A 19,524-nucleotide genomic window follows, 5' to 3' on the forward strand; every position below is an offset into this window, starting at 1 on the left:
GACGGAACAGGGCATGACGGAGCACGGTACGGCGAAGCGCGGTACGGCAGCGGCCGGCACCTCGCACGACGTGGTCGGCACTGCGTACGGGTCGGCCGGCACGGCGTTCGAGGTGGCCGTCCGGGCGGAGGCGTCGCTCGGCGAGGGGCCCACCTGGGACCCGGCGACGAACCGCCTGCTGTGGATCGACATCCTGAACTCCCGCGTCCACACCTACGACCCGGCGACCGGGCGGCGCACGGTCCGCCGCACCGACCAGCACGTGGGCGCCGTCAAGCCCCGCGCGGGCGGCGGCCTGGTCCTCAACCTGCGGGACGGGATCGGCCTGCTCGACCCCGACGACACCTTCCGCTGGCTGCACCGGGAGGCCGTCCCCGGCCGCCGCGCCAACGACGCAGCCGTCGCCCCCGACGGCTCGCTGTGGGCCGGCACCATGCGCTACGACGAGGCACCCGGCGGCGGCACGCTGTCCCGGGTCGGCGGGGACGGCACGGTCACGCCGGTACTGGACGACGTGTCGGTGAGCAACGGCACCGGCTGGAGCCCCGACGGCCGGCTGATGTACTACGTCGACACACCGACCCGCCGTGTCGACGTCTTCGACGTCTGCGGCACCGGCCCGGCGGACGGCCGGATCACGGGCCGCCGCCCCCTGGCCACCGTCGAGGACGGCGCCGGTTTCCCCGACGGGCTCTGCGTCGACGCCGAGGGCTGTGTGTGGGTCGCCCTGTGGGACGGCGGCGCGGTACGCCGCTACACGCCGTCCGGCGCGCTGGACCGGGTGATCCCGCTCCCCGTCCCCCGGGTCACGGCCTGCGCCTTCGGCGGCCCGGGCCTGACCGACCTGTACATCACCACGGCCCGGGTGGGACTGACGGACCCGCACCCGCTGGCCGGCTCGGTACTGGTGGTGCCGGACGCGGGCCGCGGGGTGGCCCAGCCGGCGTTCGCGGGTTAGTCAGGGCCTGCCGTCCGGATCGGGGCGACCGAGAGACACCGCGCCCTTCGGCCCACCCGAGCGGGGTGGCGGACGCGGGGGTGCGTCCGCCCGAGCGGTGCGGCGGATGCTGGGGTGCGTCCGCCCGAGCGGTGCGGCGGACGCGGGGGTGCGTCCGCCCGCTCCCTCACCCGCCCGTGCGGTCCAGCCGTCGAAGCACCTCCCGCTCACCCGGCGTCAGCGGCGGCCCGGTCAGCGGGGCGAGCGGGGAGCCGGTGAGGGCGGCCAGGACCGCGCCCGGGTGGAACATGCGGGCCGGGGGTGTGCGCATGCTGGTGACGTCCCAGATCGCCGAGGCCGCCGCGAAGGAGCCCGTGGCCGCCCTCGTCATGCGCCGCGTGTACGCCGTCACGACGCGGTCGGCGACGCCCGGCCGTCCGCCGCGCACCCCCGGGTACAGGACGTCCTGGCCGACGGCCATGGACCACGCCGGGTCCGCCGAGCGCGCCGCGCCCCGCAGCACCCGCCGGGCGAGACCGGGCACGCCGAGTCCGCCGGCCCGCTCCAGCTCCCGGCCGAGGACCCGCGCGCCGAACGCGGCCACCGACATGCCGTGCCCGTACGCCGGGTTGAAGGTGGCCAGCGCGTCCCCCAGGACGACGAAACCGTCGGGCCACCGGGCGGACTTCTCCAGATAGCGCCGCACATTGCTCGTCGACCGGCTCAGATGCACGTCGGTGAGCGGCTGCGCGCCGGAGACCAGCCGCCCCACGATCGGGTCCGGCAGGTCGAGCGTGTACCGCAGGAAGCCCTCCGGATCCGCCGGCGGCTCACCGCCGCGCGTGCCGCCGCAGCTCACCATCCACCGGTCGTCCTCGATCGGCAGGACCATCGCGCTCCGCCCCGGCCGGGACACGTACGGGTCGGACTGCACGATCGTCAGCGGGAACCGCTCCGCGCCCTCCGGGACCCGGTAGATCCGCGTCGCGTTGACCAGCCCGGAGTCCACGGTGCGCTCCCGGACACCGGAAAGACCGAGCCCGTCGAGCCAGGTGACGACCCGGGTGCCGCGCCCGCTCGCGTCGACGACGAAGTCCGCGTCGAGATCGGTGTCCCCGCCGGCGGCCGCGACGCGCACCCCCCGCACGCGACCGGCGGAGCCCGTCAGCCCCACCGCCGCCGCCCTGCGGACCTCGATGGGGAAGTGCTCCAGCACCGCCGCCCGCACCGTCCAGTCCAGCAGTGCCCGGCTGCACGTGAGCATGACCGGCCCCTCGCGCCGCCACCGCCGCAGCCAGCCCTCGGGCGTGCGGGCCAGCATGCCCGAGCTGAGGGATATCTCGTGGGCTCCGGCGGCGAGCAGCCGTTTGCGCAGGCTCACGCCCGGTACCAGCTCCTCCATGGCGGTCAGCCCCCCGGCCATGAGCAGATGCGCGTGCCGCCCCTGCGGCAGCCCCCGGCGGTGCTCCGGTCCCTCGGGCAGCTCGTCGCGGTCCAGCACGATCACCTCCTCCACGCCCGCGCCGGACAGCACGGACGCGGCCAGCATCCCGGCCAGGCCGGCACCGATGACGACAGCTCTACGCGACATGGGGCTCCTCGGGTTCTGCCATGGGTCCGGTCCTGGAGGACGGCACCGCACCACCGGACGCGGCGGGCGGACGGTCGAGTGTCTGCGCCAGTTCCACCAGCCCGCTGGGGCCCAAGACCTCGGTGGCGTGCAGACGGTAGGTGCCCGGGGTCTCGGGCGGTTCCTCGCCGGCGACGGCCCGGCGCGCGGCGTCGGCGAGCATGGCCGCCTCGGCCGCCAGCCGGGCCTCGTGGGGGGAGCGGCCCGCGCCCAGGGCGGTGTCCCGCACCCGCTCACGGACCCGGTGGTCGAAGTACGGCGCGAGGGCGAGCAGGGCGTCGTGGATGGACACCTCGCGCCACTGGAGCCGGGCCTGCGGGAGCTGCCACCAGGAGGCCGGGGGCTTGGGGGCGGTGGAGACCGACTTCACCAGCGACCACAGCGGATCCAGCCGCCGGTAGTCGCCCAGCCCCCGCCAGTGGGCGACCACGGGGGGCAGCAGCCTGGGCAGCGCGAAGCCGGCCGAGCACAGCAGCGCGGCCAGCGAGGCCATCGGCGGGGCCACCGTGGTGGACAGGAAGTCGAGGTCGTGCCCCGACCAGCGCGCGACGACCGCCGTGTACTTGGTGAGCTGGAACCCGACCACGTCCAGCAGGGCCCCCAGCAGGATCAGCCGCAGTCCGGCCCGCAGCAGCCCGCCCACCTCGCGGCCCCACTTGACGCAGACGGCGCACATCACCAGCATCGCCGCGGTGTGCCCGAGCAGGTACAGCAGGATCATCTCCCGCATGAACGGGGTTCCGGCGTAGTACGTGTCGAGGTCGGTCAGCCGCTCGGTGTCCGCGTCGGCGAGCGCGAACAGCACGACGATGGCGACCACCAGCAGACCGTAGGCGGCCATGGTGCGCAGCACCATGCGCCGCACCCGCTCGCGGGAACCGCCCCGCCAGTTGATCAGCAGCACGAGCACGGCGCAGCTATACGCGGAGAGCATGCCGTAGGTCAGCGGGGCCCCGAAGTTGGGGACGCCGGTCAGCTCGTTGACGGTGGCGAGGGTGGCCGGGGCGGCGCAGACGAAGACCAGGGCGCCGAGGACGATCGCCGCGCAGGTGGACTGGGTCAGCGGGTTCCGCATGGCCGTGCGCGGGCGGCGGAACAGCAGTACGGAGGTCATCCCGAACACCAGGGCCGCCAGGTACACGACGAGGCTCATACCGGCAGACTCCTTACGCGCGGGCCCCGGTTCACGAGGTGCCCGCCGTGGTCGTACCGCTCGGCACGGCGGCGGCCGGCACCGGCGGCGCGGTGCGGCCCAGCGCGTCGGCAATCCGGCCGAGGGCGGCCGGGCCCGGCACCCGGCCGGGCAGCGGACCGGTGCCGCCGGGCGGCGGGGCAGCCCCCGCCGGTTGTGTCTCGTGCCGGAGGGCGGCGGTGATCACCGCCGCCCAGGCGGCGGCCTCGGCCCGCTCCGGATCGTCCGTCACCGCCAGCGCACCGGTGCGGGCCCGGTCGTACAGGTCCCGGTCGAAGTAGGCGTCCAGGTGGCTCAGCGCGTTGTGGATGCTGGTCTGGCGCCACACCAGCCGGGTGGTGGGGGAGGCGAACCGGGGCCGGGGCAGCCGCAGCGCCCGGCGGGTGAGCACATCGTCCAGCGCCCGCTCCAGGGGCTCGAGCCGGGCGTACGTCCGCCGGGCCCGCCGCCACTCGCTCACCCGGGGCGTCACCAGCGGGACCAGTACCCCGACGACCATCAGCAGGGCACCGAGACCGGCCGCGGCCGGGGAGAAGGCGGTGCCCAGCGCCGACCAGTCGCGCCCGGACCAACTGGCCGCCACCGCCGCCAGCTTGGCCACGCTGTAACCGGCACCGCACAGCGAACCGACGCCGAGCAGCGTCAGGCCCGCCCGCAGCCCGCCCCGCACCCGGCGCGCCCAGCGCAGCGACGACACCGTGGTGACGGTCACCGCGACGAGGTGCGCGACCAGGTACAACACGATCATGTGGGCGATGAACGGGGTCGTCGCGTAGTAGGTGTCCAGGTCGGTGCGGCGCTCCACGGGAGCGTCACCGAGGGCGAAGGTCACCGCGATGCCGAGGACCACGGCGGCGTAGGCGAGTGCCCAGCGGCGTGCCGTGCGGTGCACCCGGGGCCCGCCGCGCCAGTGGACGACGAGGACCTGGGAGGCGGCGCAGTACCCGGTGATCGCCGCGTAGGTGAGCGGTGCCGCGAGGTTGGGCACACCACTGAGCCGGTTGACGGCGCCGACGGTCGGCGGCGCGCCCAGCAGGAAGCAGAGCCCGGCCAGCCCCAGCACGGCGCAGATGGCGCGCAGGTACGGATCGCGGCGGTGGCGCAGCAGATCGGGGGCCTTCACCACCAGGCCGAGCCACAGCGCCCCGCAACTCACGTAGTTGATCAGGCTGTTCATCTCGTCGTCCCGCGGTAGTTGAGCGCGGCCCCGATGCGTCCGGCGAGGTCCTGCGGGTCGTCGGGGTCGCCGCCCTCCGCGGCGAACACCGAGTCGGTGGAGGCCTCCAGCCAGGTGCGCAGCCGGCGCCCCATCAGCATGCCGAAGCGGTCCGCCTCCTGCTCCTCGGCCAGGGAGAAGTCGGTGCGCGCCGCGACCGGCCGGGGCTCCGGGCCGGCGTCCGTCTCCGCCTGCCGGCGGCTCATGTGCCACACCTCGTGGCAGAGGATCACGATCTGGTGCCACACGGCGGCGCGCTCGTCCACCACCACGTCGTCGTGGCTCTCGCGCTCCAGCCACAGCCCGCTCGCGGTGTGCGGCGGGAACGCCGCGCGGTGGACGACCACCTCGCGTCCCCGCCACGCGCTGACGGAGGCGACGAGCGCGTCGAACAGGACCTCGGGGTCCGCCGGGACCGGCACCCGGATGGGGTCGATGAGGGCGTCAGCGAGACGACGCATCTCCTTCCTGGTACGCACCGCTGTCTCCCTGTTCCCCTGGGTGTTGCTCGGTCACCTGTGCAATATGCCAAGACGGGTGCCGTCCGGGCCAGTTCCGTGTGCGGCGGGGTCACTCGGTGACCGCCACGGTGTCGCCGGGTGCCGCGGCGCGGGCGCGGACGTCCCGGATCGCGTCGGGGTGGCGCAGGGCGCGCGAGACGGCCCCGATCTCGCGGAGCAGGTCCGTGGTGTCGGGGTCGTGGCCGTCGTCGCCGCCGTCGGCGCGGGGCCCGGCCTCGACCGCGTCCAGGATCACCACCGCACCGGCGAGCGCCCTCGCCCGTTGCGGGGGGAAGCCCAGGCCGAGGGCGGCGGCGTACGACCGCTCGCCCAGCCGTTCGTCGGTGCGCCGGGCCAGCGGCAGCAGGACGTCGCGGATGAAGGTCTCGCGGCGGGTCAGGCGCAGTTCGGGGCTGGCGCGCAGGACGAAGGGCACCCCGGAGCCGTTGACGGTCCGCATCAGCCGGTACAGCGGCCGCAGTCGGCGGTGGGCGAGGCGGATCCGCCGGCGTTCGTGCAGGTACTGCCCGGCGTGCGGCAGGATGAAGCCGACCGCGATCGACACCGCGGACAGACAGGCCAGGGCCGGCGCCACGTCCAGGCTGAGCCAGTCCAGGTCGTGGCCGGTCCAGCGGGCCGTGACGGCGGTGAGCTTGGCGGCGTCGAAGGCCAGGTTCAGCGCGTAGCCGACACCCAGGAACCTCAGGCCCCAGCGCAGCCAGGCGTCGAACCCGCCGGTGCGGATCCAGTTCCAGATGAGCTTCGAGGTGATGAGCACGGCGGTGGTGTGCGCGACGAGGTAGAGCAGGATCTCCTCGCGCATGAACGGCGTGTTGGCGTAGTACGTGTCCAGGTCCCGGGTGCGTTCCACGGGGACGTCCGCGAGGGCGAACAGCACCCAGAGCGCGACGATCACGCTCCCGTACGCGGAGACGACCCAGCGGGTGGCCCGGCGCGTCGGGGCGGAGCGTTCGGACAGGCCGTCGCGCCAGGCGATGATCAGCAACAGGCAGGAGCCGCAGAACGCGGTGAGCAGCGAGTACACCCAGGGCGCCGAGATGTTGGGCACGCCGGTGACGCGGTTGACCCAGACGATGGTCGAGGGCGCGACGAACACGAACACCGCGCAGGCGAGCAGCAGCAGGCCGCCGACCGCGCGCAGCAGCGGGTCCTTCCACAGCCGGATGATCGTCGGCAGTTTGATCGCCAGGGCGGCGGCCAGGACGGCGGCCGGGATCCACCAGAAGGACGTGTAGAACTCGCTGAGGAACGTGGCCGGACCCATGGCCGCGTCCGCGGACCGCATCGTCGTCCCCCACCCCCCACGCTCGGACACACCGCCGTACTCAAGGCCGTACTCAAGGCCGTTCGAGCCTACGCGGAGGGAAGTGTCCGCGTCATGCGGTGGAGGCGCGCGGAAAGTCCTGCCCCGGGTTCTTGTCCGAACCATTGACGTGTCGGCGTCCCCCACCTACGGTCCCGTTCGAAGTTACGAGCACTATCCGATATATCGAACATCCGGTATCGAGCACACCTTGAACAGATAGGGCAGGGCATGGGACGACCTGGCCTGGATCGCAGGCACTTTCTGGCCGCGGCGGGCGGCCTGACGGTCGCGGGCAGCTTCGGATTCGCGGCCCTGGGAACGGGCGCCGACGCGCTCGCCTCCGGAGCGGACACCCGCGTGAGCTACTGGAACCTCTTCAGCGGCGGCGACGGCTACAACATGATCGCGATGCTGGACTCCTTCCGTGAGGACAACCCCGGCATCGACGTGCAGGACTCCACCCTCCAGTGGGGCAGCCCCTTCTACACCAAGCTCGCCATGGCGGCCGCCGGCAACCGCGCACCGGACCTCGGCGTCATGCACCTCGGCCGCGTCACCGGCTTCTCGCCCGGCCGCCTCCTGGACCCCTGGGACGTCGGCCTGCTCGCCGAGTACGGCGTCAAGGAGGCGGACTTCAACCCCGAGCTGTGGAAGCGCGCCGTCATCGACGGCAAGCTCTACGCCCTCCCGCTCGACATCCACGTCCAGCTCTGCTTCTACCGCAGGGACGTGCTGAAGAAGGCGGGCCTGCTCGGCGCCGACGGGCGGATGGTGCCCGTGACGTCGACCGAGGAGTGGTTCGACGTGCTGAAGGAGGCCAGGAAGGCCACCGAGAAGGGTCTGCAGACCATCGGCATGTGGCACAACGACCAGAACTTCCAGTGGTGGTTCTTCGTCGCCTTCTACACCCAGCTCGGCGGCACCTGGTTCAACGCGGAGAAGACCGAGGTCACCTTCGACACCGACAAGGCCACCCAGGTCCTGGAGTTCCTGCGCCGGCACGTCGCCGACGGGTACGTCGACCCCGGCTTCGGAGGCGGCGCGGGCGCCGAGCAGTTCGTCAACGGAGCCCCCTTCGCGTGGGAGGGCAACTGGTCGGTGCCGGTCTTCTCCGGCGCGGAGCTCGACTACGGCGCGACCCCGCTGCCGCCCGTCTTCGGCAAGCAGGCGACCCACGCCGAGTCGCACTCCTTCGTACTCCCGCACCAGGCGGGCCGCGGCGGCGCCACCAACGAGGCCGCGCACCGGCTGGCCGCCTACGTCGTCAAACACGCCCGGCAGTGGGCGGCCGGCGGACACATCCCGGCCTACACGCCGACCCTGTCCACGGCCGCCTACCAGGAGCTGACCCCGCAGAGCGAGTACGTCGGGGCGATGGACCACCAGGCCACCGAGCCCAAGGTGTGGTTCGCCGGCTCCACCGGCATCCTCGCCCAGCGGGTCGGCCCGGTCGTCGTCTCCTCGACGATGGGCTCGGCGAAGCCCGAGGCCGCCGCCCGCCGGATGAAGGGCGCGCTCACCGACCTGCTCGGCACGAAGAACCCCATGGACGGCCACACCGCCGCGCAGGGAGGTGCGGTCGCATGACGACGGCCGGCGCTGAAACGATCATCCGCCCGGCGCGCGCGACGGCCGCCGCGGGCACGGCCACCCTCCGCCGCAGGCAGGGCTTCCAGCACGGCGGCTGGTTCGTCGCCCCCTTCCTCGCCCTGTTCGCGCTCTTCGTCGTCTGGCCCCTGCTGCGCGGCCTCTACCTGAGCTTCACGGACGCCAACATCTCCGGCGACGGCGCGAGCTTCATCGGCCTGGACAACTACCGCGAGGCCCTCCAGGACCCGCTGATGTGGGACGCGCTCGGCCACAGCGCGTACTTCACGCTGCTCGTCGTGCCCTGCATCACCGTCCTCGCCTTCCTGCTGGCGATGCTCGCCCACCACATCGAGCGCGGCAAGTGGCTGTGGCGGCTGTGCTTCTTCATGCCGTTCCTGCTGCCGTCCACCGTCGCCGCCAACCTGTGGCAGTGGCTGTTCAACCCCGGCACCGGCATGGTGAACCACGTCCTCGGCATCGAGACGCCGTGGCTGACCGACAAGTCGTACGCGCTGCTCGCGGTCGTCATCACCACGCTGTGGTGGACGGTCGGCTTCAGCTTCCTGCTCTACCTCGCCGCACTCCAGGGCATCCCCCCGCACCTGTACGAGGCCGCCAAGCTGGACGGCGCCAACGCCTGGCACCGCATGGTCCACATCACGCTGCCGATGCTGCGCAACATCACCGGTCTCGTCGTCGCCCTGCAGATCCTCGCCTCGCTCCAGGTCTTCGACCAGGCCGTCGTGATGCAGGACTTCGGGCCCGGCCCCGAGGAGTCCACCCGCACCTTCGTGCAGTACACCCTCGAACAGGGCTTCACCAGCTACCGCGTGGGCTACGCCTCCGCGATCTCCATCATCTTCTTCGTGCTCATCGCGGCCGTCGCCCTCGCCCGGATGTGGCTGCTGCGCAACCGTGAGGAGGGCGGCCGATGACCACCGCCGCAGCACCGACGCGGACCAGGCCCCGCAAGGCCTGGTCGACCGGCCAGATCGTGCTCACGCTCCTCGGCACGGCGGTCTCCGCGGTCTTCCTCGCCCCGCTCGCCTGGGCCCTGTTCACCTCGCTCAAGTCGGAGACCGAGGCCGTCGAGGTGCCGACGCACTGGCTGCCCGAGGACTGGACGGGCCAGGCGTGGACGGCCCTGTTCGAGACCGGCAACATCACCAACTGGTTCGTCAACTCCCTCGTCGTGTCGGTCTGCGTGACGACGGTCGTGCTGCTGGTCAGCGCGCTGGCCGGATACGGCTTCGCCCGCACCGAGTTCCGGGGCAAGGGGGTGCTGATGGGCGTGGTGATGGCGGGCCTGATGATCTCCCCGGCCGTGCTCGGCGTCCCGCTGTTCACCACCGTCCAGCAGATGGGGATGGTCGACACGTACTGGGGCATGATCCTGCCGCAGTGCGCGCCCGCCGCGATGGTGTACATCCTCTACAAGTTCTTCCAGGGCATCCCGCGTGAACTGGAGGAGGCCGCCTTCATCGACGGCGCGGGCCGCTGGCGCGTCTTCTTCACGATCATCGTGCCGCTCTCCCGCCCCTCCCTCGCGGCGGTCGGCATCTTCACCTTCATCAGCTCGTGGAACAACTTCCTGTGGCCCTACATGGTCACCAACAACCCCGACCTGATGACCATGCCGAACGGCATCGCGACCGTCATGAACTCCTACGGCATCCAGTGGGCCCAGCTCATGGCCGGCGGCCTCATGGCCGGACTGCCGCTGATCATCGTCTTCGTCTTCTTCCAGCGGCAGATCGTGGCGGGCGTCGCCCACACGGGATTGGCGGGACAGTGACCCTGCGCAGGACCCTCACCGCCGTCGCGGCGGCATCCCTGCTGGCCCTGCTGCCCCATGCGGCGCAGGCGGCGGGGAGTTACCCCGACCCGCGCCCCGTCACGGGCCAGCGGATCATCCACGACCCCACCGTCACGCGCCTCAAGGGCGGCGGCTACGTCGCCTACTCCACCGGTGGCGTCATCGGCGCCCGCCTCTCCGAGGACGGCAGACACTGGGACGACGCGGGCAACGCCTTCGCCGAGCCCCCGAGCTGGTGGTACGAGTACAACGACACCGGCGACCCGTGGGCGCCCGACCTCTCCTACCGCGCCGGCCGCTACTGGCTCTACTACGCCGTCTCCTCCTGGGGCACCAACCACTCGGCGATCGGCGTCGCCACCTCCCGCACGGGTCTGCCCGGCACCTGGACGGACCACGGCAAGGTCTTCTCCTCCGAGACCACCGACACCTGGAACGCCATCGACCCGGCGATCATCCGGGCCGACGGCCGCCTGTGGATGTCCTTCGGCTCCTACTGGAGCGGCATCCGCATGGTCGAGCTGGACCGGCACACCGGCAAGGCCGTGGCGGACGCGGAGGTCCACCACCTCGCCACCCGCCCGGACGAGCCGTACGCCGTCGAGGGCCCGGAGATCGTCAAGCACGGCCGCCACTACTACCTCTTCGCGTCGTACGACGCGTGCTGCTCGGGCGTGGACAGCACGTACAAGATCAAGGTCGGCAGGTCCACGGACATCAGGGGCCCGTACGCCGACAGCACCGGCACCCCGATGCTGGAAGGCGGCGGCGACCTCCTCCTGGAAGGCCACGGCCGCTACATCGGCACGGGCGGCCAGTCGGTCTTCCGCGACCGGGGCCGGGACTGGCTGGCGTACCACTACTACGACGCCGAGGACGAAGGCACGCCCAAGCTCGGGCTGAACGCCTTGACCTGGGCCAAGGACGGCTGGCCGAAGGTCTCCTAGCGGCACGGCCGGCCACAACGAACCCGCGGACACACGCGAACCTCTGGAAAGGCAGACATGCGAACCGCCCGCTTCACCCTCGACCCCGCCTTCACCACCGGCGAAGTCAACCCCCGCCTCTTCGGCTCCTTCGTGGAACACCTCGGCCGCTGCGTCTACACCGGCATCTACGAGCCCGGCCACCCCACCGCCGACGCCGCGGGCCTGCGCCAGGACGTGCTGGAGCTGGTCCGGGAACTCGGCGTCACCGCCATCCGCTACCCCGGCGGCAACTTCGTCTCCGGCTACAAGTGGGAGGACTCGGTCGGCCCGGTGGAGGACCGCCCCCGCCGCCTCGACCTGGCCTGGCGCTCCACGGAGACCAACCGCTTCGGCCTGTCCGAGTACATCGCCTTCCTCAAGAAGGTCGGCCCCCAGGCCGAACCCATGATGGCCGTCAACCTCGGCACCCGCGGCGTCGCCGAGGCCCTGGAACTCCAGGAGTACGCCAACCACCCCTCCGGCACGGCGCTGTCCGACCTCCGCGCCGAGCACGGCGACAAGGACCCCTTCGGCATCAGGCTGTGGTGCCTGGGCAACGAGATGGACGGCCCCTGGCAGACCGGCCACAAGACCGCCGAGGAGTACGGGCGCGTCGCCGCCGAGACCGCCCGCGCCATGCGCCAGATCGACCCGGACCTCGAACTCGTCGCCTGCGGTTCCTCCGGCCAGTCCATGGAGACCTTCGCCGAGTGGGAGGCGACGGTCCTCCAGGAGACGTACGACCTGGTCGACCACATCTCCCTGCACGCCTACTACGAGCCGCACGACGGCGACGTCGACTCCTTCCTCGCCTCCGCCGTGGACATGGAGTCGTTCATCGAGAACGTCGTCGCCACCTGCGACCACGTCGGCGCCCGCCTCAAGTCGAAGAAGAAGATCAACCTCTCCTTCGACGAGTGGAACGTCTGGTACATGGCCAAGACCCAGGCGGAGGTGAGCGCCCTGGACTGGCCCGAGGCGCCCCGCCTGCTGGAGGACAACTACAGCGTCATGGACGCGGTCGTCTTCGGCTCGCTCCTCATCGCCCTGCTCCGGCACGCCGACCGCGTCACCGTCGCCTGCCTCGCCCAGCTCGTCAACGTCATCGCCCCGATCATGACCGAGCCGGGCGGCCCGGCCTGGCGCCAGACGACCTTCTTCCCCTTCTCCCAGGCCTCGAAGTACGGCCGCGGCGAGGTCCTCGACGTCCGGGTGGACTCGCCGACGTACGAGACGAGGAAGTACGGCGAGGCCGACCTGCTGCACGCCACCGCAGTGCGCGCCGAGGACGGCTCGGTCACCGTCTTCGCCGTCAACCGCTCCCGCACCGAGTCGCTGCCGCTGGACGTCGCCCTGAGCGGCCTGCACCTGACCGAGGTCGTCGAGCACAGCGCCCTGGCGGACGCCGACCCGGACGCCCGCAACACGCTCGCCGAGCCCGAGCGGGTCGTCCCGCACCCGGTCGCGGGCACGGCGCTGCGGGACGGCGGGCTGAGCGCCGTACTGGAGCCGCTGTCCTGGAACGTGATCCGGCTGCGCTGAGGCCGGCCGGGGTCAGCGGCGCCGACCGGGGGAGGCGACCGGTTCCACCGGCACCCCGCCGGCCGCGCCGCCCAGCGGCTCGAGCCGTACCGACCCGGGCCCGGACGCCGTGTCGCCGCCGGCCAGGACCGCGAGGGCCAGGGTGTTGGCGGCGGCACGGGTGCGCAGGATGCCGTTCGGCAGGACGAAGGTGTGCGGCGAGCCCGCCGGGCCGTTGACGTACTCGCCCATGTTCCAGCCGTTGAGGAAGACCTGGGCGCGGTAGTCGCGGTCCGGGTCGTCGTCGAGGACGAGCCCGACCGAGGCGTCGATGCCCGGCGGGACGTCCAGCCGGAAGGCGGTCCGGTACCAGGTCACGCCCTGGCGCCGGTCTCGCCGGGGGAAGGAGGCGGGCTCCCAGCCGTCGTCGTCGTACCCGGGCAGGTGCCAGCCCCACCGCTCCCCGTACAGCCCGCCGTGGTTGAGCGGTCCGCGCACGGGGTCGGGCGCGGCGGCGCCCTGGATGCGCCACTCCACCTCCGGCGACGCCCCTTCGAAGGCGACCGAGGTCAGTCCGCGGGCCGCCTTGCGGTCGTCCTGGCCGTGCTGGGTGCGCCGGACCAGGACGGACAGGACGGGGGCGCCACCGGCGTCGGGCCGCCTTCGCGCCTTCTCCCGCAGCGCCTGGCGCAGCCCCTCCGGCAGGCGGAATCCGGCCGTGGCGCTCCACGTGCCCTTGCCCCCGTCGTCCTCCCGGCCCATGCGGTGCGTGCCCAGCGGCTCCCCGTCCAGCCAGGCCATCAGCATCCCGCGCGCGCCCGTGCTGTAGGCGAGGGACACCGACTCCAGGCCGGCGGCGCCGCCGAGCCTGCCCCGGTACCAGACGTCGCCGTAGTGGAAGCCGTAGTCGTCGGCGAAGAGCACGGGCTGCCCCTCGGGCACCGGGGTCGTGCTGTACGACGTCCGCCGGTCGGCGACCGTCCACCCCGAGTCGCCGTAGCCGGGGGCGGACTCCGGGTTCTCGGCGCGGCGCCGCCAGCCGTCGAGCGCGGGCAGCACCAGCTCGGGCACGCCGGGCAGCGGCCAGACGGACATCAGGCTCTGGGCGCGGCCGACGGACGCCTGGACCGCGTCGCCGTTCCAGGTGACGTGGGTGATGCCGCGCGGTGCCCACACCTCCAGCCCGTGCTCCCCGACGGTGTCACCGGTCAGCCGGATCGTGGCGCCGTCCAGGGCGACGTCGCGCAGCAGCGCCGGGCCGTGCACGAGGACGCGGCCCGACGGGGTCTCGTACGGCCACAGCCGCAGCGAGGCGGCGTCGTCGGCGAAGAGCAGCAGGGTGGTGCGCTCGGTGTCCGCGCCGCGGATCCGCACCCGGGTCACCCGGTCCTCGCCGAGCGGCACCGTGATGTGCAGTTCGCCGTGGTCGTACACCCAGGCGGCCTCCTCGTCCAGCCGGGTCGGCCACGGTTCGTCCGGGCAGTCCAGTACCAGGTGCGCCTGCTCCCCGGCCCGGCCCACGAAGGCGGCGATGTCCAGCCGTCCGACGCTCAGGGACATCATGGGCTGCACGGTGGCGTACGCCAGTTTCCGGCCCGCTCCCAGGTGGAGCCCGGTGGCGAACAGCTTGGCGTCCCGGGCGGGGACGGTGACCTCCACGTCGGTCCCGCCCATCGGCAGCGTCGACGTGACGTCGGCGGCGGAGTCGTTGCGCACGACGTACGCGTGGGTGCCCGTGTCCGGGTTGGTGAGGTGCCGCACCCGGATGCGGGCGTCCGCGGCTCTGACCTCGGGCGCCTCCTCCAGCCGGGTGAAGTCGGGGACGTGGCGCAGGAGCTGCCCGAGCTGGTGGAGCGGGGCGAGCCGGTCCGTCGGCCTGCGGGCCTCGTCGATCGCCGCGGTGGGGTCGTACGTGGGCGTGGGCGCGGACGGTGCGGCCGACCAGCCCCACGAGGTGCCGCCGAACGCCGTGCGGACGTTGTGCAGCGTGGTCCCGTCCGCGAGGTGGGTGAGGTGGACCCGCCGCGCCTCGGCGGCGTCCCGGGTCCGCTCCGCCTCTCCCCAGGGGACGGGGGTGTCGGCGTGCAGGAGGGGCACCTCGATCCCGTCGGCGCGCAGCCTGTCGTGCAGGCGGGTCAGGCGGGCGCGCCGCGGGGCGTCGACCCGGTAGAGCAGGACCGTGCCGGTGCCCCTGGTGTACTGGTGCCGGGCGGCGACGGCGTTGACGCGGCTCAGCCACTCGTCGGCGTGGCGCAGGTACGCGGGGTCGAGGGTCCGGGCCCGGGCCCCGGTGGCCGTCAGCCAGCCGGGCAGGCCGCCCGCGTCCACGTCCGCGCCGATGTACGGGCCGGGCTGGAGGACGACGTACATGCGGGTCTCGGCGGCCGTGCGCAGGAACAGGTCCAGGTCGCGGACACCGGAGAAGTCGTACTCGCCGGGGGCGGGGGAGTGCTGGTTCCAGGCCAGGCGGGCGTTGACCGCGTTGTAGCCGTACGCCCGCATCTTCTGCAGCACGTCCCGCCACAGGGACGGGCTCGGCAGCCGGAAGGGGTGCATCTCGCCGGACCACAGCGCGAGACGTCTGCCGTCGATCAGCAGGGAGTACCGGTCCAGGGCGACCCGGTGGGGCACGCCGTCGGCGCCGGGCGGCCCGGGCGGCGGTCCGGTCGGCACGGGGCCGCGAGCGCCGGAGCGGGGCAGCGCCTGGCTGCTCACGCTGCCGCCGAGCGCGAGGCCGAGGACGGTGGTGCCCGCGAGGGCGTTGAACGCTCGTCTGCTGAGCCTGCTGAGCTCCAAGGGAGCCTCTCCTGTTGCCGTACTTCTCGTGCTGCGCTGCCGGGCCATTCTCCACAAGGACGCGGTGATGCGTTAAATGGCCGGAGTTCCCTCTGTTCGCGTCCCTGGGGGACGCATACGATGCGACCGTTTCGTGTCTGACATGTGCACAACAGACGTGCATGTCAGACGCATTCAACTACATCCACCCCCCACTGACAGGGACGGGATACCCATGGCCACCGGCCTGCTCCTGAGCGGCACGATCGCCGCGCTCCTCACCTCCGCGCTGCCCGCGCAGCACCAGCCCTCCGGCGGGTTCGAGGACCCGCCGCCGGACAAAATCGTCATCGACGTCGCCACGGTCAACGGCTCCGGATGCCCGCAGGGCACGGCGGCGGTCGCCGTCTCCGAGGACAACACCGCCTTCACCGTCACCTACAGCGAATACCTCGCCCAGGCGGGCGGCGGGTCCAGCCCCACGGACTTCCGCAAGAACTGCCAGCTCAACCTGCTCGTCCACGTCCCGCAGGGCTTCACCTACGCCGTGGCCAGCGCGGACTACCGCGGCTTCGCCGCCCTCCAGCCCGGCGCGCAGGGCACCCAACGGGCCTCCTACTACTTCCAGGGCTCCCCGGACACGCAGTACCGCACCCACCCCTTCAGCGGCCCGCTCAACGACAACTGGCAGGCCACCGACACCACCGACTGGGCCCAGTTGGTGTGGGCGCCCTGCGGGGTCCAGCGCAACTTCAACATCAACACGGAGCTGCGGGTGAGCACGGGGACGTCCGACCCCGCCAAGGTGAGCTTCATGACGATGGACTCGACGGACGGGGACATCAGCACGGTGTACCACCTGGCGTGGAAGGAGTGCCCCGAGTCCTGACCGGTGACCGAGGCGGGCGTGGCCGCGGGTGCCGGTAGCGGGACGGGCCACCACGGCCACACCCGTGCCGTGAGCGGCGTCAGCGGGTGGACAGCCCACGCTCTTCGAGCCCGTCCGCGCACTCCTCGGTAGCGCCGGATCCTCGGCGAACGGCGTGCCCTGGCCGGCCGCTTCCCGCCGCCGGCCAGGGCACAGCCCCGCCCACACGACGACGACCCGCCGTCCGATCCGCGTCCCGTAGTGGGCCGCCGCGGCCCGGCGTGCGGCTGCCGGGGCCCCTCGACGAACACGGGCACGGCCCGGTCCCGAGACCGAGCGCACCCGCCGCTGGGTCATGAACCCGTCCCCGCTGCTCGGCGTGTCGAGCAGTCATGCCCGACCGCACCGACACGATCATTGCCGGCACACGGTAAGTAACGACGGCCAGCGAGATGCCGTTCGGGAGGCCTGGCAATGGGCGAGTGGTTGAATGCCGACGGTACCGAGATCTGGGTCCATCGTCAGGGGCGGGGTTCGGACGTCCTGCTCATCGGGGGGCTGGGTGACCCCGCCGAATCGTGGCAGCCACAACTCGACGGACTCAGCGATCGCTACCGGCTCACCGCATTCGATAATCGCGGAGCGGGGCGCACCCGATTGCCCGCGGGACAGCTTTCCGTGGCCATGATGGCCGACGACGCGGCTGCCGTGCTGCGCGCGCTCGATATTCCGGCCGCCCACGTCGCCGGCTTCTCCGGAGGATCCGCCATCGCACAGGAGATGGCGCTCGCTCACCCAGAGCTGGTCCGCAGTCTCGTTCTCATGAGCACCTACGCTCGTGCGGACGAGTATTTCCGGTCCCTGCTCCGCTTCTTCCACTGGATGGCCGAAGCCGCTCCGGACGAGCGCGCCATGCTCGAGGCGTTCTTCCTGTGGATCTACACCCCCCGCGCCCATGAGGACGGCACAGTGGAGCAGATCATCGAGGAGGCATTGGAATTCGCGCACCCCCAGTCAACCGAGGCATTTCACCGCCAGGTTGCCGCATTCTTGGCGCACGACACGCTGGACCGCCTGCACGAGATCACAGTGCCTACGCTCGTACTGGCCGGCGAGATCGATATCCTCCTGCCTCCGCGTTATGGAAGCATCGTCGCTGAGCGGATTCCGGGTGCCCGATTCGAAGTAATGAACCAAGAGGCCCACCAGCCATTCCAGGAGGTCCCCGACACGTTCAACGCACGTGTCAGCGCCTTCTGGCGCGATGTCGAGACACAGACCACGTCACGCGTTTGACAGGTGTCGTACGCGGTCAGGTGCCCGCAGTCAGCCGTGCCTCGGCTGCGCCCGGTGCGGCGGCCGTGCGATGGAGTCACGACCCGCTGGGCCGGCACAGCAGCGGCTTGTCCAGCTCGGAGCAGGGGCGGTGGCTCCGGGAGCGGATGATGTCCTTGCCGACCTCGTTGGCGAGGTAGCGCAGGAAGCCTGCGGCGATGGAGTCCGCCGGCGGTTCGCCGTAGGTGTAGGCGATCTCCGTCTCCCAGTAGGGATAGGCGCCCTGGTCGGCGCCCTCCAGCGTCGCGGGGTAGCCGTCGATGCGGACCTGCCGCACGCCCTCGTGGGCGGTGGCGGCGCCGACCTCGCTGTGGCCGAGCGCGCCGGAGGTCGATGCGACGGTGTCCAGCAGGGACGGGGTGCCGGCGACCTCGCAGCGGCCGGCCCTGCTCGTGTCCAGGCTCCGGCAGTCACTCGTCGTGACCGCCAGGAGGGGGCGGTCGTCCAGCACCTGTCGCTGGAGGGTGGTGCGGGTGCCGGATCCCGGGTTGCGGCTGACGAGCTGGACGGGCAGGTCGTTGCCGTTCACCTGCTTCCAGTTGGTGATCTTCCCGGCGTAGATCTCCCGGACCTGCTTCAGGGACAGGTCCTGGACGCCGGTGTCCTCGTTCACGACCAGGGTGAACAAGGAGAGTGCGACGGGCCTGGGAAGCAGTTGCGGGCGGCCGTCGGACTTGGGGCCGTCGCTGAACGACAGCCGGTCGCCCAGCCCTTCGCCGTCCTCCGGCTCGGCCTCTTCCCCGGCCGCGGCGAGCGTGTCCAGCCCGGGGACGCTGCCCTCGAAGGAACTGCCGGTCAGCGGGATCCGGGCGTCCGGGCACGTCTTCGTGTACTGCTCGGCGGCCAGCTCCAGGACCGGCTGGAACGCGGTGGAACCCGACAGGTGCAGCGTGCCCTCGGCGCAGTCCAGCGGTGCGGCCACGGTGTCATCGCCCCGGGCGAAGGTGGACACGGACTGGGCGACACTCACCAGGACGAGGGCGGCGAGGAGCCAGCGGACCGGCCGGGAGGCGAAGGGGTAGTACTCGGTCCTCTTTATGGTCCCGCCGCGCACCCCGCCGACGACGCCCGCGGTGACCTCCGGGTCGGGGAAGTCGGTACCGGTGAAGTCCGGGACGCGGTCCAGGACCGCCAGCACCTTGTAGTGCGCCCGGCGGTTGAGCTTCACCTTGGGCAGCCTGATGACACCGTCCGTGGCCCCGAGGCCCGGCGTTCCCGGCGCGAAGAAGTCGCGCAGCACGGTGTGGCTGCACTCCGTCACGACCATGCCGACCACGCGGCGGCCCGGGAACGCCACGCGTATGCCCACCGCGTCGTTGGCCGGAGCCACGTAGTCCTCCTCGACTATCGGGGTCCAGCCCACGTTCTCGATGCGCAGCAGGACGACCGAGGGGTCGCGCAGATCGGCTCCGTCCCACTGCATCCGCTGGAGCATTCCGGCCTCCGGTCCGGAGGAAGTGGCCGAGTCCCGGGCGCTGGTGTCCATCTGCACGCGGTAGCCGAGTCGTTTGCGGCCCGCCAGGAAGAACTCCCACAGGGCGGCGGCCACGGGCACGGCGAGGCCGAGCACCGCGAGCACGGACTCCCACGGAACACCGTTCATGACCGACTCCCGACTTCCGGCCTCCGACTCGGGGCGGACGCACATCGATGGGGAGGCCATGTTGTCGCGGGGAGGACCGGGCGGCCGGGGCCGTGCTGAGCATCCGTCAGGAATTCATCGGCACGTCACCTGTGAAACGTGCTGTTTTCCGGACGTTGGTTGCCGTTGCTGCGCGGGCCATTGACGCGCAAGGGGTTCGATTCTACGTTCCCGTCCGAAAAGGCGATCGTTGTTCGAAATGCAGAA

At 72.2% G+C, this 19,524-nt stretch carries 15 protein-coding genes; 8 read left to right on the plus strand and 7 right to left on the minus strand.

Going from position 1 to position 19,524, the window contains the following annotated elements:
• Positions 1-13: 13 nt before the first annotated feature.
• The gene (locus B1H29_RS25230; RefSeq protein WP_432280070.1) at positions 14-958 is read left to right on the plus strand and encodes an SMP-30/gluconolactonase/LRE family protein; all 945 of its coding nucleotides are present in this window, start codon (positions 14-16) and stop codon (positions 956-958) included.
• Between the two features lie 166 nt (positions 959-1,124).
• Here the strand turns inward: B1H29_RS25230 and B1H29_RS25235 are convergent, their stop codons facing one another.
• The 5 genes from B1H29_RS25235 to B1H29_RS25255 all read right to left on the minus strand — a co-directional run bounded on the left by B1H29_RS25235 (position 1,125) and on the right by B1H29_RS25255 (position 6,781).
• Positions 1,125-2,528 (minus strand): FAD-dependent monooxygenase, encoded by a 1,404-nt coding sequence (locus tag B1H29_RS25235; protein WP_079160446.1) that lies wholly within the window; start codon positions 2,526-2,528, stop codon positions 1,125-1,127.
• Positions 2,518-3,720, minus strand: a complete 1,203-nt coding sequence (locus B1H29_RS25240; protein ID WP_055416763.1) for an MAB_1171c family putative transporter — start codon at positions 3,718-3,720, stop codon at positions 2,518-2,520. Before B1H29_RS25240 ends, B1H29_RS25235 begins: the two co-directional genes overlap by 11 nt.
• 31 nt (positions 3,721-3,751) lie before the next feature.
• The gene (locus tag B1H29_RS25245; protein ID WP_055416762.1) at positions 3,752-4,936 is read right to left on the minus strand and encodes an MAB_1171c family putative transporter; all 1,185 of its coding nucleotides are present in this window, start codon (positions 4,934-4,936) and stop codon (positions 3,752-3,754) included.
• Positions 4,933-5,454, minus strand: coding sequence for a hypothetical protein (locus tag B1H29_RS25250; protein WP_055416761.1), 522 nt, complete (start codon positions 5,452-5,454; stop codon positions 4,933-4,935). Before B1H29_RS25250 ends, B1H29_RS25245 begins: the two co-directional genes overlap by 4 nt.
• A 91-nt stretch (positions 5,455-5,545) precedes the next feature.
• Positions 5,546-6,781 carry a DUF6545 domain-containing protein gene (locus B1H29_RS25255; RefSeq protein WP_055416760.1) on the minus strand — a complete coding sequence of 412 codons (1,236 nt, stop codon included), beginning with the start codon at positions 6,779-6,781 and terminating at the stop codon, positions 5,546-5,548.
• A gap of 249 nt (positions 6,782-7,030) precedes the next feature.
• Between B1H29_RS25255 and B1H29_RS25260 the strand changes: the two genes are divergently transcribed.
• From B1H29_RS25260 to B1H29_RS25280, 5 genes are read left to right on the plus strand one after another with little or no spacing between them, the layout of a single operon-like run.
• Positions 7,031-8,389: an extracellular solute-binding protein gene (locus B1H29_RS25260; RefSeq protein ID WP_055416759.1), complete on the plus strand. Its 1,359-nt coding sequence runs from the start codon at positions 7,031-7,033 to the stop codon at positions 8,387-8,389.
• The gene (locus B1H29_RS25265; RefSeq protein ID WP_055416758.1) at positions 8,386-9,327 is read left to right on the plus strand and encodes a carbohydrate ABC transporter permease; all 942 of its coding nucleotides are present in this window, start codon (positions 8,386-8,388) and stop codon (positions 9,325-9,327) included. Before B1H29_RS25260 ends, B1H29_RS25265 begins: the two co-directional genes overlap by 4 nt.
• Complete coding sequence (locus tag B1H29_RS25270) at positions 9,324-10,187, plus strand: carbohydrate ABC transporter permease (protein WP_055416757.1); 864 nt, start codon at positions 9,324-9,326, stop codon at positions 10,185-10,187. The genes B1H29_RS25265 and B1H29_RS25270 overlap by 4 nt, the downstream gene beginning before the upstream one ends.
• Positions 10,184-11,155: an arabinan endo-1,5-alpha-L-arabinosidase gene (locus tag B1H29_RS25275; RefSeq protein WP_079160447.1), complete on the plus strand. Its 972-nt coding sequence runs from the start codon at positions 10,184-10,186 to the stop codon at positions 11,153-11,155. The genes B1H29_RS25270 and B1H29_RS25275 overlap by 4 nt, the downstream gene beginning before the upstream one ends.
• 57 nt (positions 11,156-11,212) lie before the next feature.
• The gene (locus B1H29_RS25280; protein WP_055416756.1) at positions 11,213-12,718 is read left to right on the plus strand and encodes an alpha-N-arabinofuranosidase; all 1,506 of its coding nucleotides are present in this window, start codon (positions 11,213-11,215) and stop codon (positions 12,716-12,718) included.
• A gap of 12 nt (positions 12,719-12,730) precedes the next feature.
• Here the strand turns inward: B1H29_RS25280 and B1H29_RS25285 are convergent, their stop codons facing one another.
• Positions 12,731-15,493, minus strand: coding sequence for a beta-galactosidase (locus B1H29_RS25285; RefSeq protein WP_055416755.1), 2,763 nt, complete (start codon positions 15,491-15,493; stop codon positions 12,731-12,733).
• A gap of 214 nt (positions 15,494-15,707) precedes the next feature.
• Here B1H29_RS25285 and B1H29_RS25290 point away from each other — a divergent pair, with 214 nt between their 5' ends.
• Complete coding sequence (locus B1H29_RS25290; RefSeq protein WP_055416754.1) at positions 15,708-16,361, plus strand: DUF4360 domain-containing protein; 654 nt, start codon at positions 15,708-15,710, stop codon at positions 16,359-16,361.
• 453 nt (positions 16,362-16,814) lie between these two features.
• A complete protein-coding gene (locus tag B1H29_RS25295; RefSeq protein WP_055416753.1) occupies positions 16,815-17,636 on the plus strand; it encodes an alpha/beta fold hydrolase in 822 nt (273 codons plus the stop codon).
• 76 nt (positions 17,637-17,712) lie between these two features.
• On the opposite strand, the gene B1H29_RS25300 is transcribed toward B1H29_RS25295, so the two are convergent.
• Entirely contained in the window at positions 17,713-19,278 is a 1,566-nt protein-coding gene (locus tag B1H29_RS25300; RefSeq protein WP_055416752.1) for a substrate-binding domain-containing protein, read from the minus strand.
• Between the last annotated feature and the right edge of the window lie 246 nt (positions 19,279-19,524).

It is taken from the genome of Streptomyces pactum (assembly GCF_002005225.1).
GTDB classification, from domain to species: domain Bacteria; phylum Actinomycetota; class Actinomycetes; order Streptomycetales; family Streptomycetaceae; genus Streptomyces; species Streptomyces pactum_A.

Excerpts from the sequence above, each read along its gene's own strand:
- B1H29_RS25290 (WP_055416754.1), top strand. The coding sequence starts at position 15,708 with ATGGCCACCGGCCTGCTCCTGAGCGGCACGATCGCCGCGCTCCTCACC.
- B1H29_RS25245 (WP_055416762.1), bottom strand. The coding sequence starts at position 4,936 with ATGAACAGCCTGATCAACTACGTGAGTTGCGGGGCGCTGTGGCTCGGC.
- B1H29_RS25270 (WP_055416757.1), top strand. The coding sequence starts at position 9,324 with ATGACCACCGCCGCAGCACCGACGCGGACCAGGCCCCGCAAGGCCTGG.
- B1H29_RS25295 (WP_055416753.1), top strand. The coding sequence starts at position 16,815 with ATGGGCGAGTGGTTGAATGCCGACGGTACCGAGATCTGGGTCCATCGT.
- B1H29_RS25235 (WP_079160446.1), bottom strand. The coding sequence starts at position 2,528 with ATGTCGCGTAGAGCTGTCGTCATCGGTGCCGGCCTGGCCGGGATGCTG.
- B1H29_RS25255 (WP_055416760.1), bottom strand. The coding sequence starts at position 6,781 with ATGCGGTCCGCGGACGCGGCCATGGGTCCGGCCACGTTCCTCAGCGAG.
- B1H29_RS25300 (WP_055416752.1), bottom strand. The coding sequence starts at position 19,278 with ATGAACGGTGTTCCGTGGGAGTCCGTGCTCGCGGTGCTCGGCCTCGCC.
- B1H29_RS25260 (WP_055416759.1), top strand. The coding sequence starts at position 7,031 with ATGGGACGACCTGGCCTGGATCGCAGGCACTTTCTGGCCGCGGCGGGC.
- B1H29_RS25280 (WP_055416756.1), top strand. The coding sequence starts at position 11,213 with ATGCGAACCGCCCGCTTCACCCTCGACCCCGCCTTCACCACCGGCGAA.
- B1H29_RS25240 (WP_055416763.1), bottom strand. The coding sequence starts at position 3,720 with ATGAGCCTCGTCGTGTACCTGGCGGCCCTGGTGTTCGGGATGACCTCC.
- B1H29_RS25230 (WP_432280070.1), top strand. The coding sequence starts at position 14 with ATGACGGAGCACGGTACGGCGAAGCGCGGTACGGCAGCGGCCGGCACC.
- B1H29_RS25265 (WP_055416758.1), top strand. The coding sequence starts at position 8,386 with ATGACGACGGCCGGCGCTGAAACGATCATCCGCCCGGCGCGCGCGACG.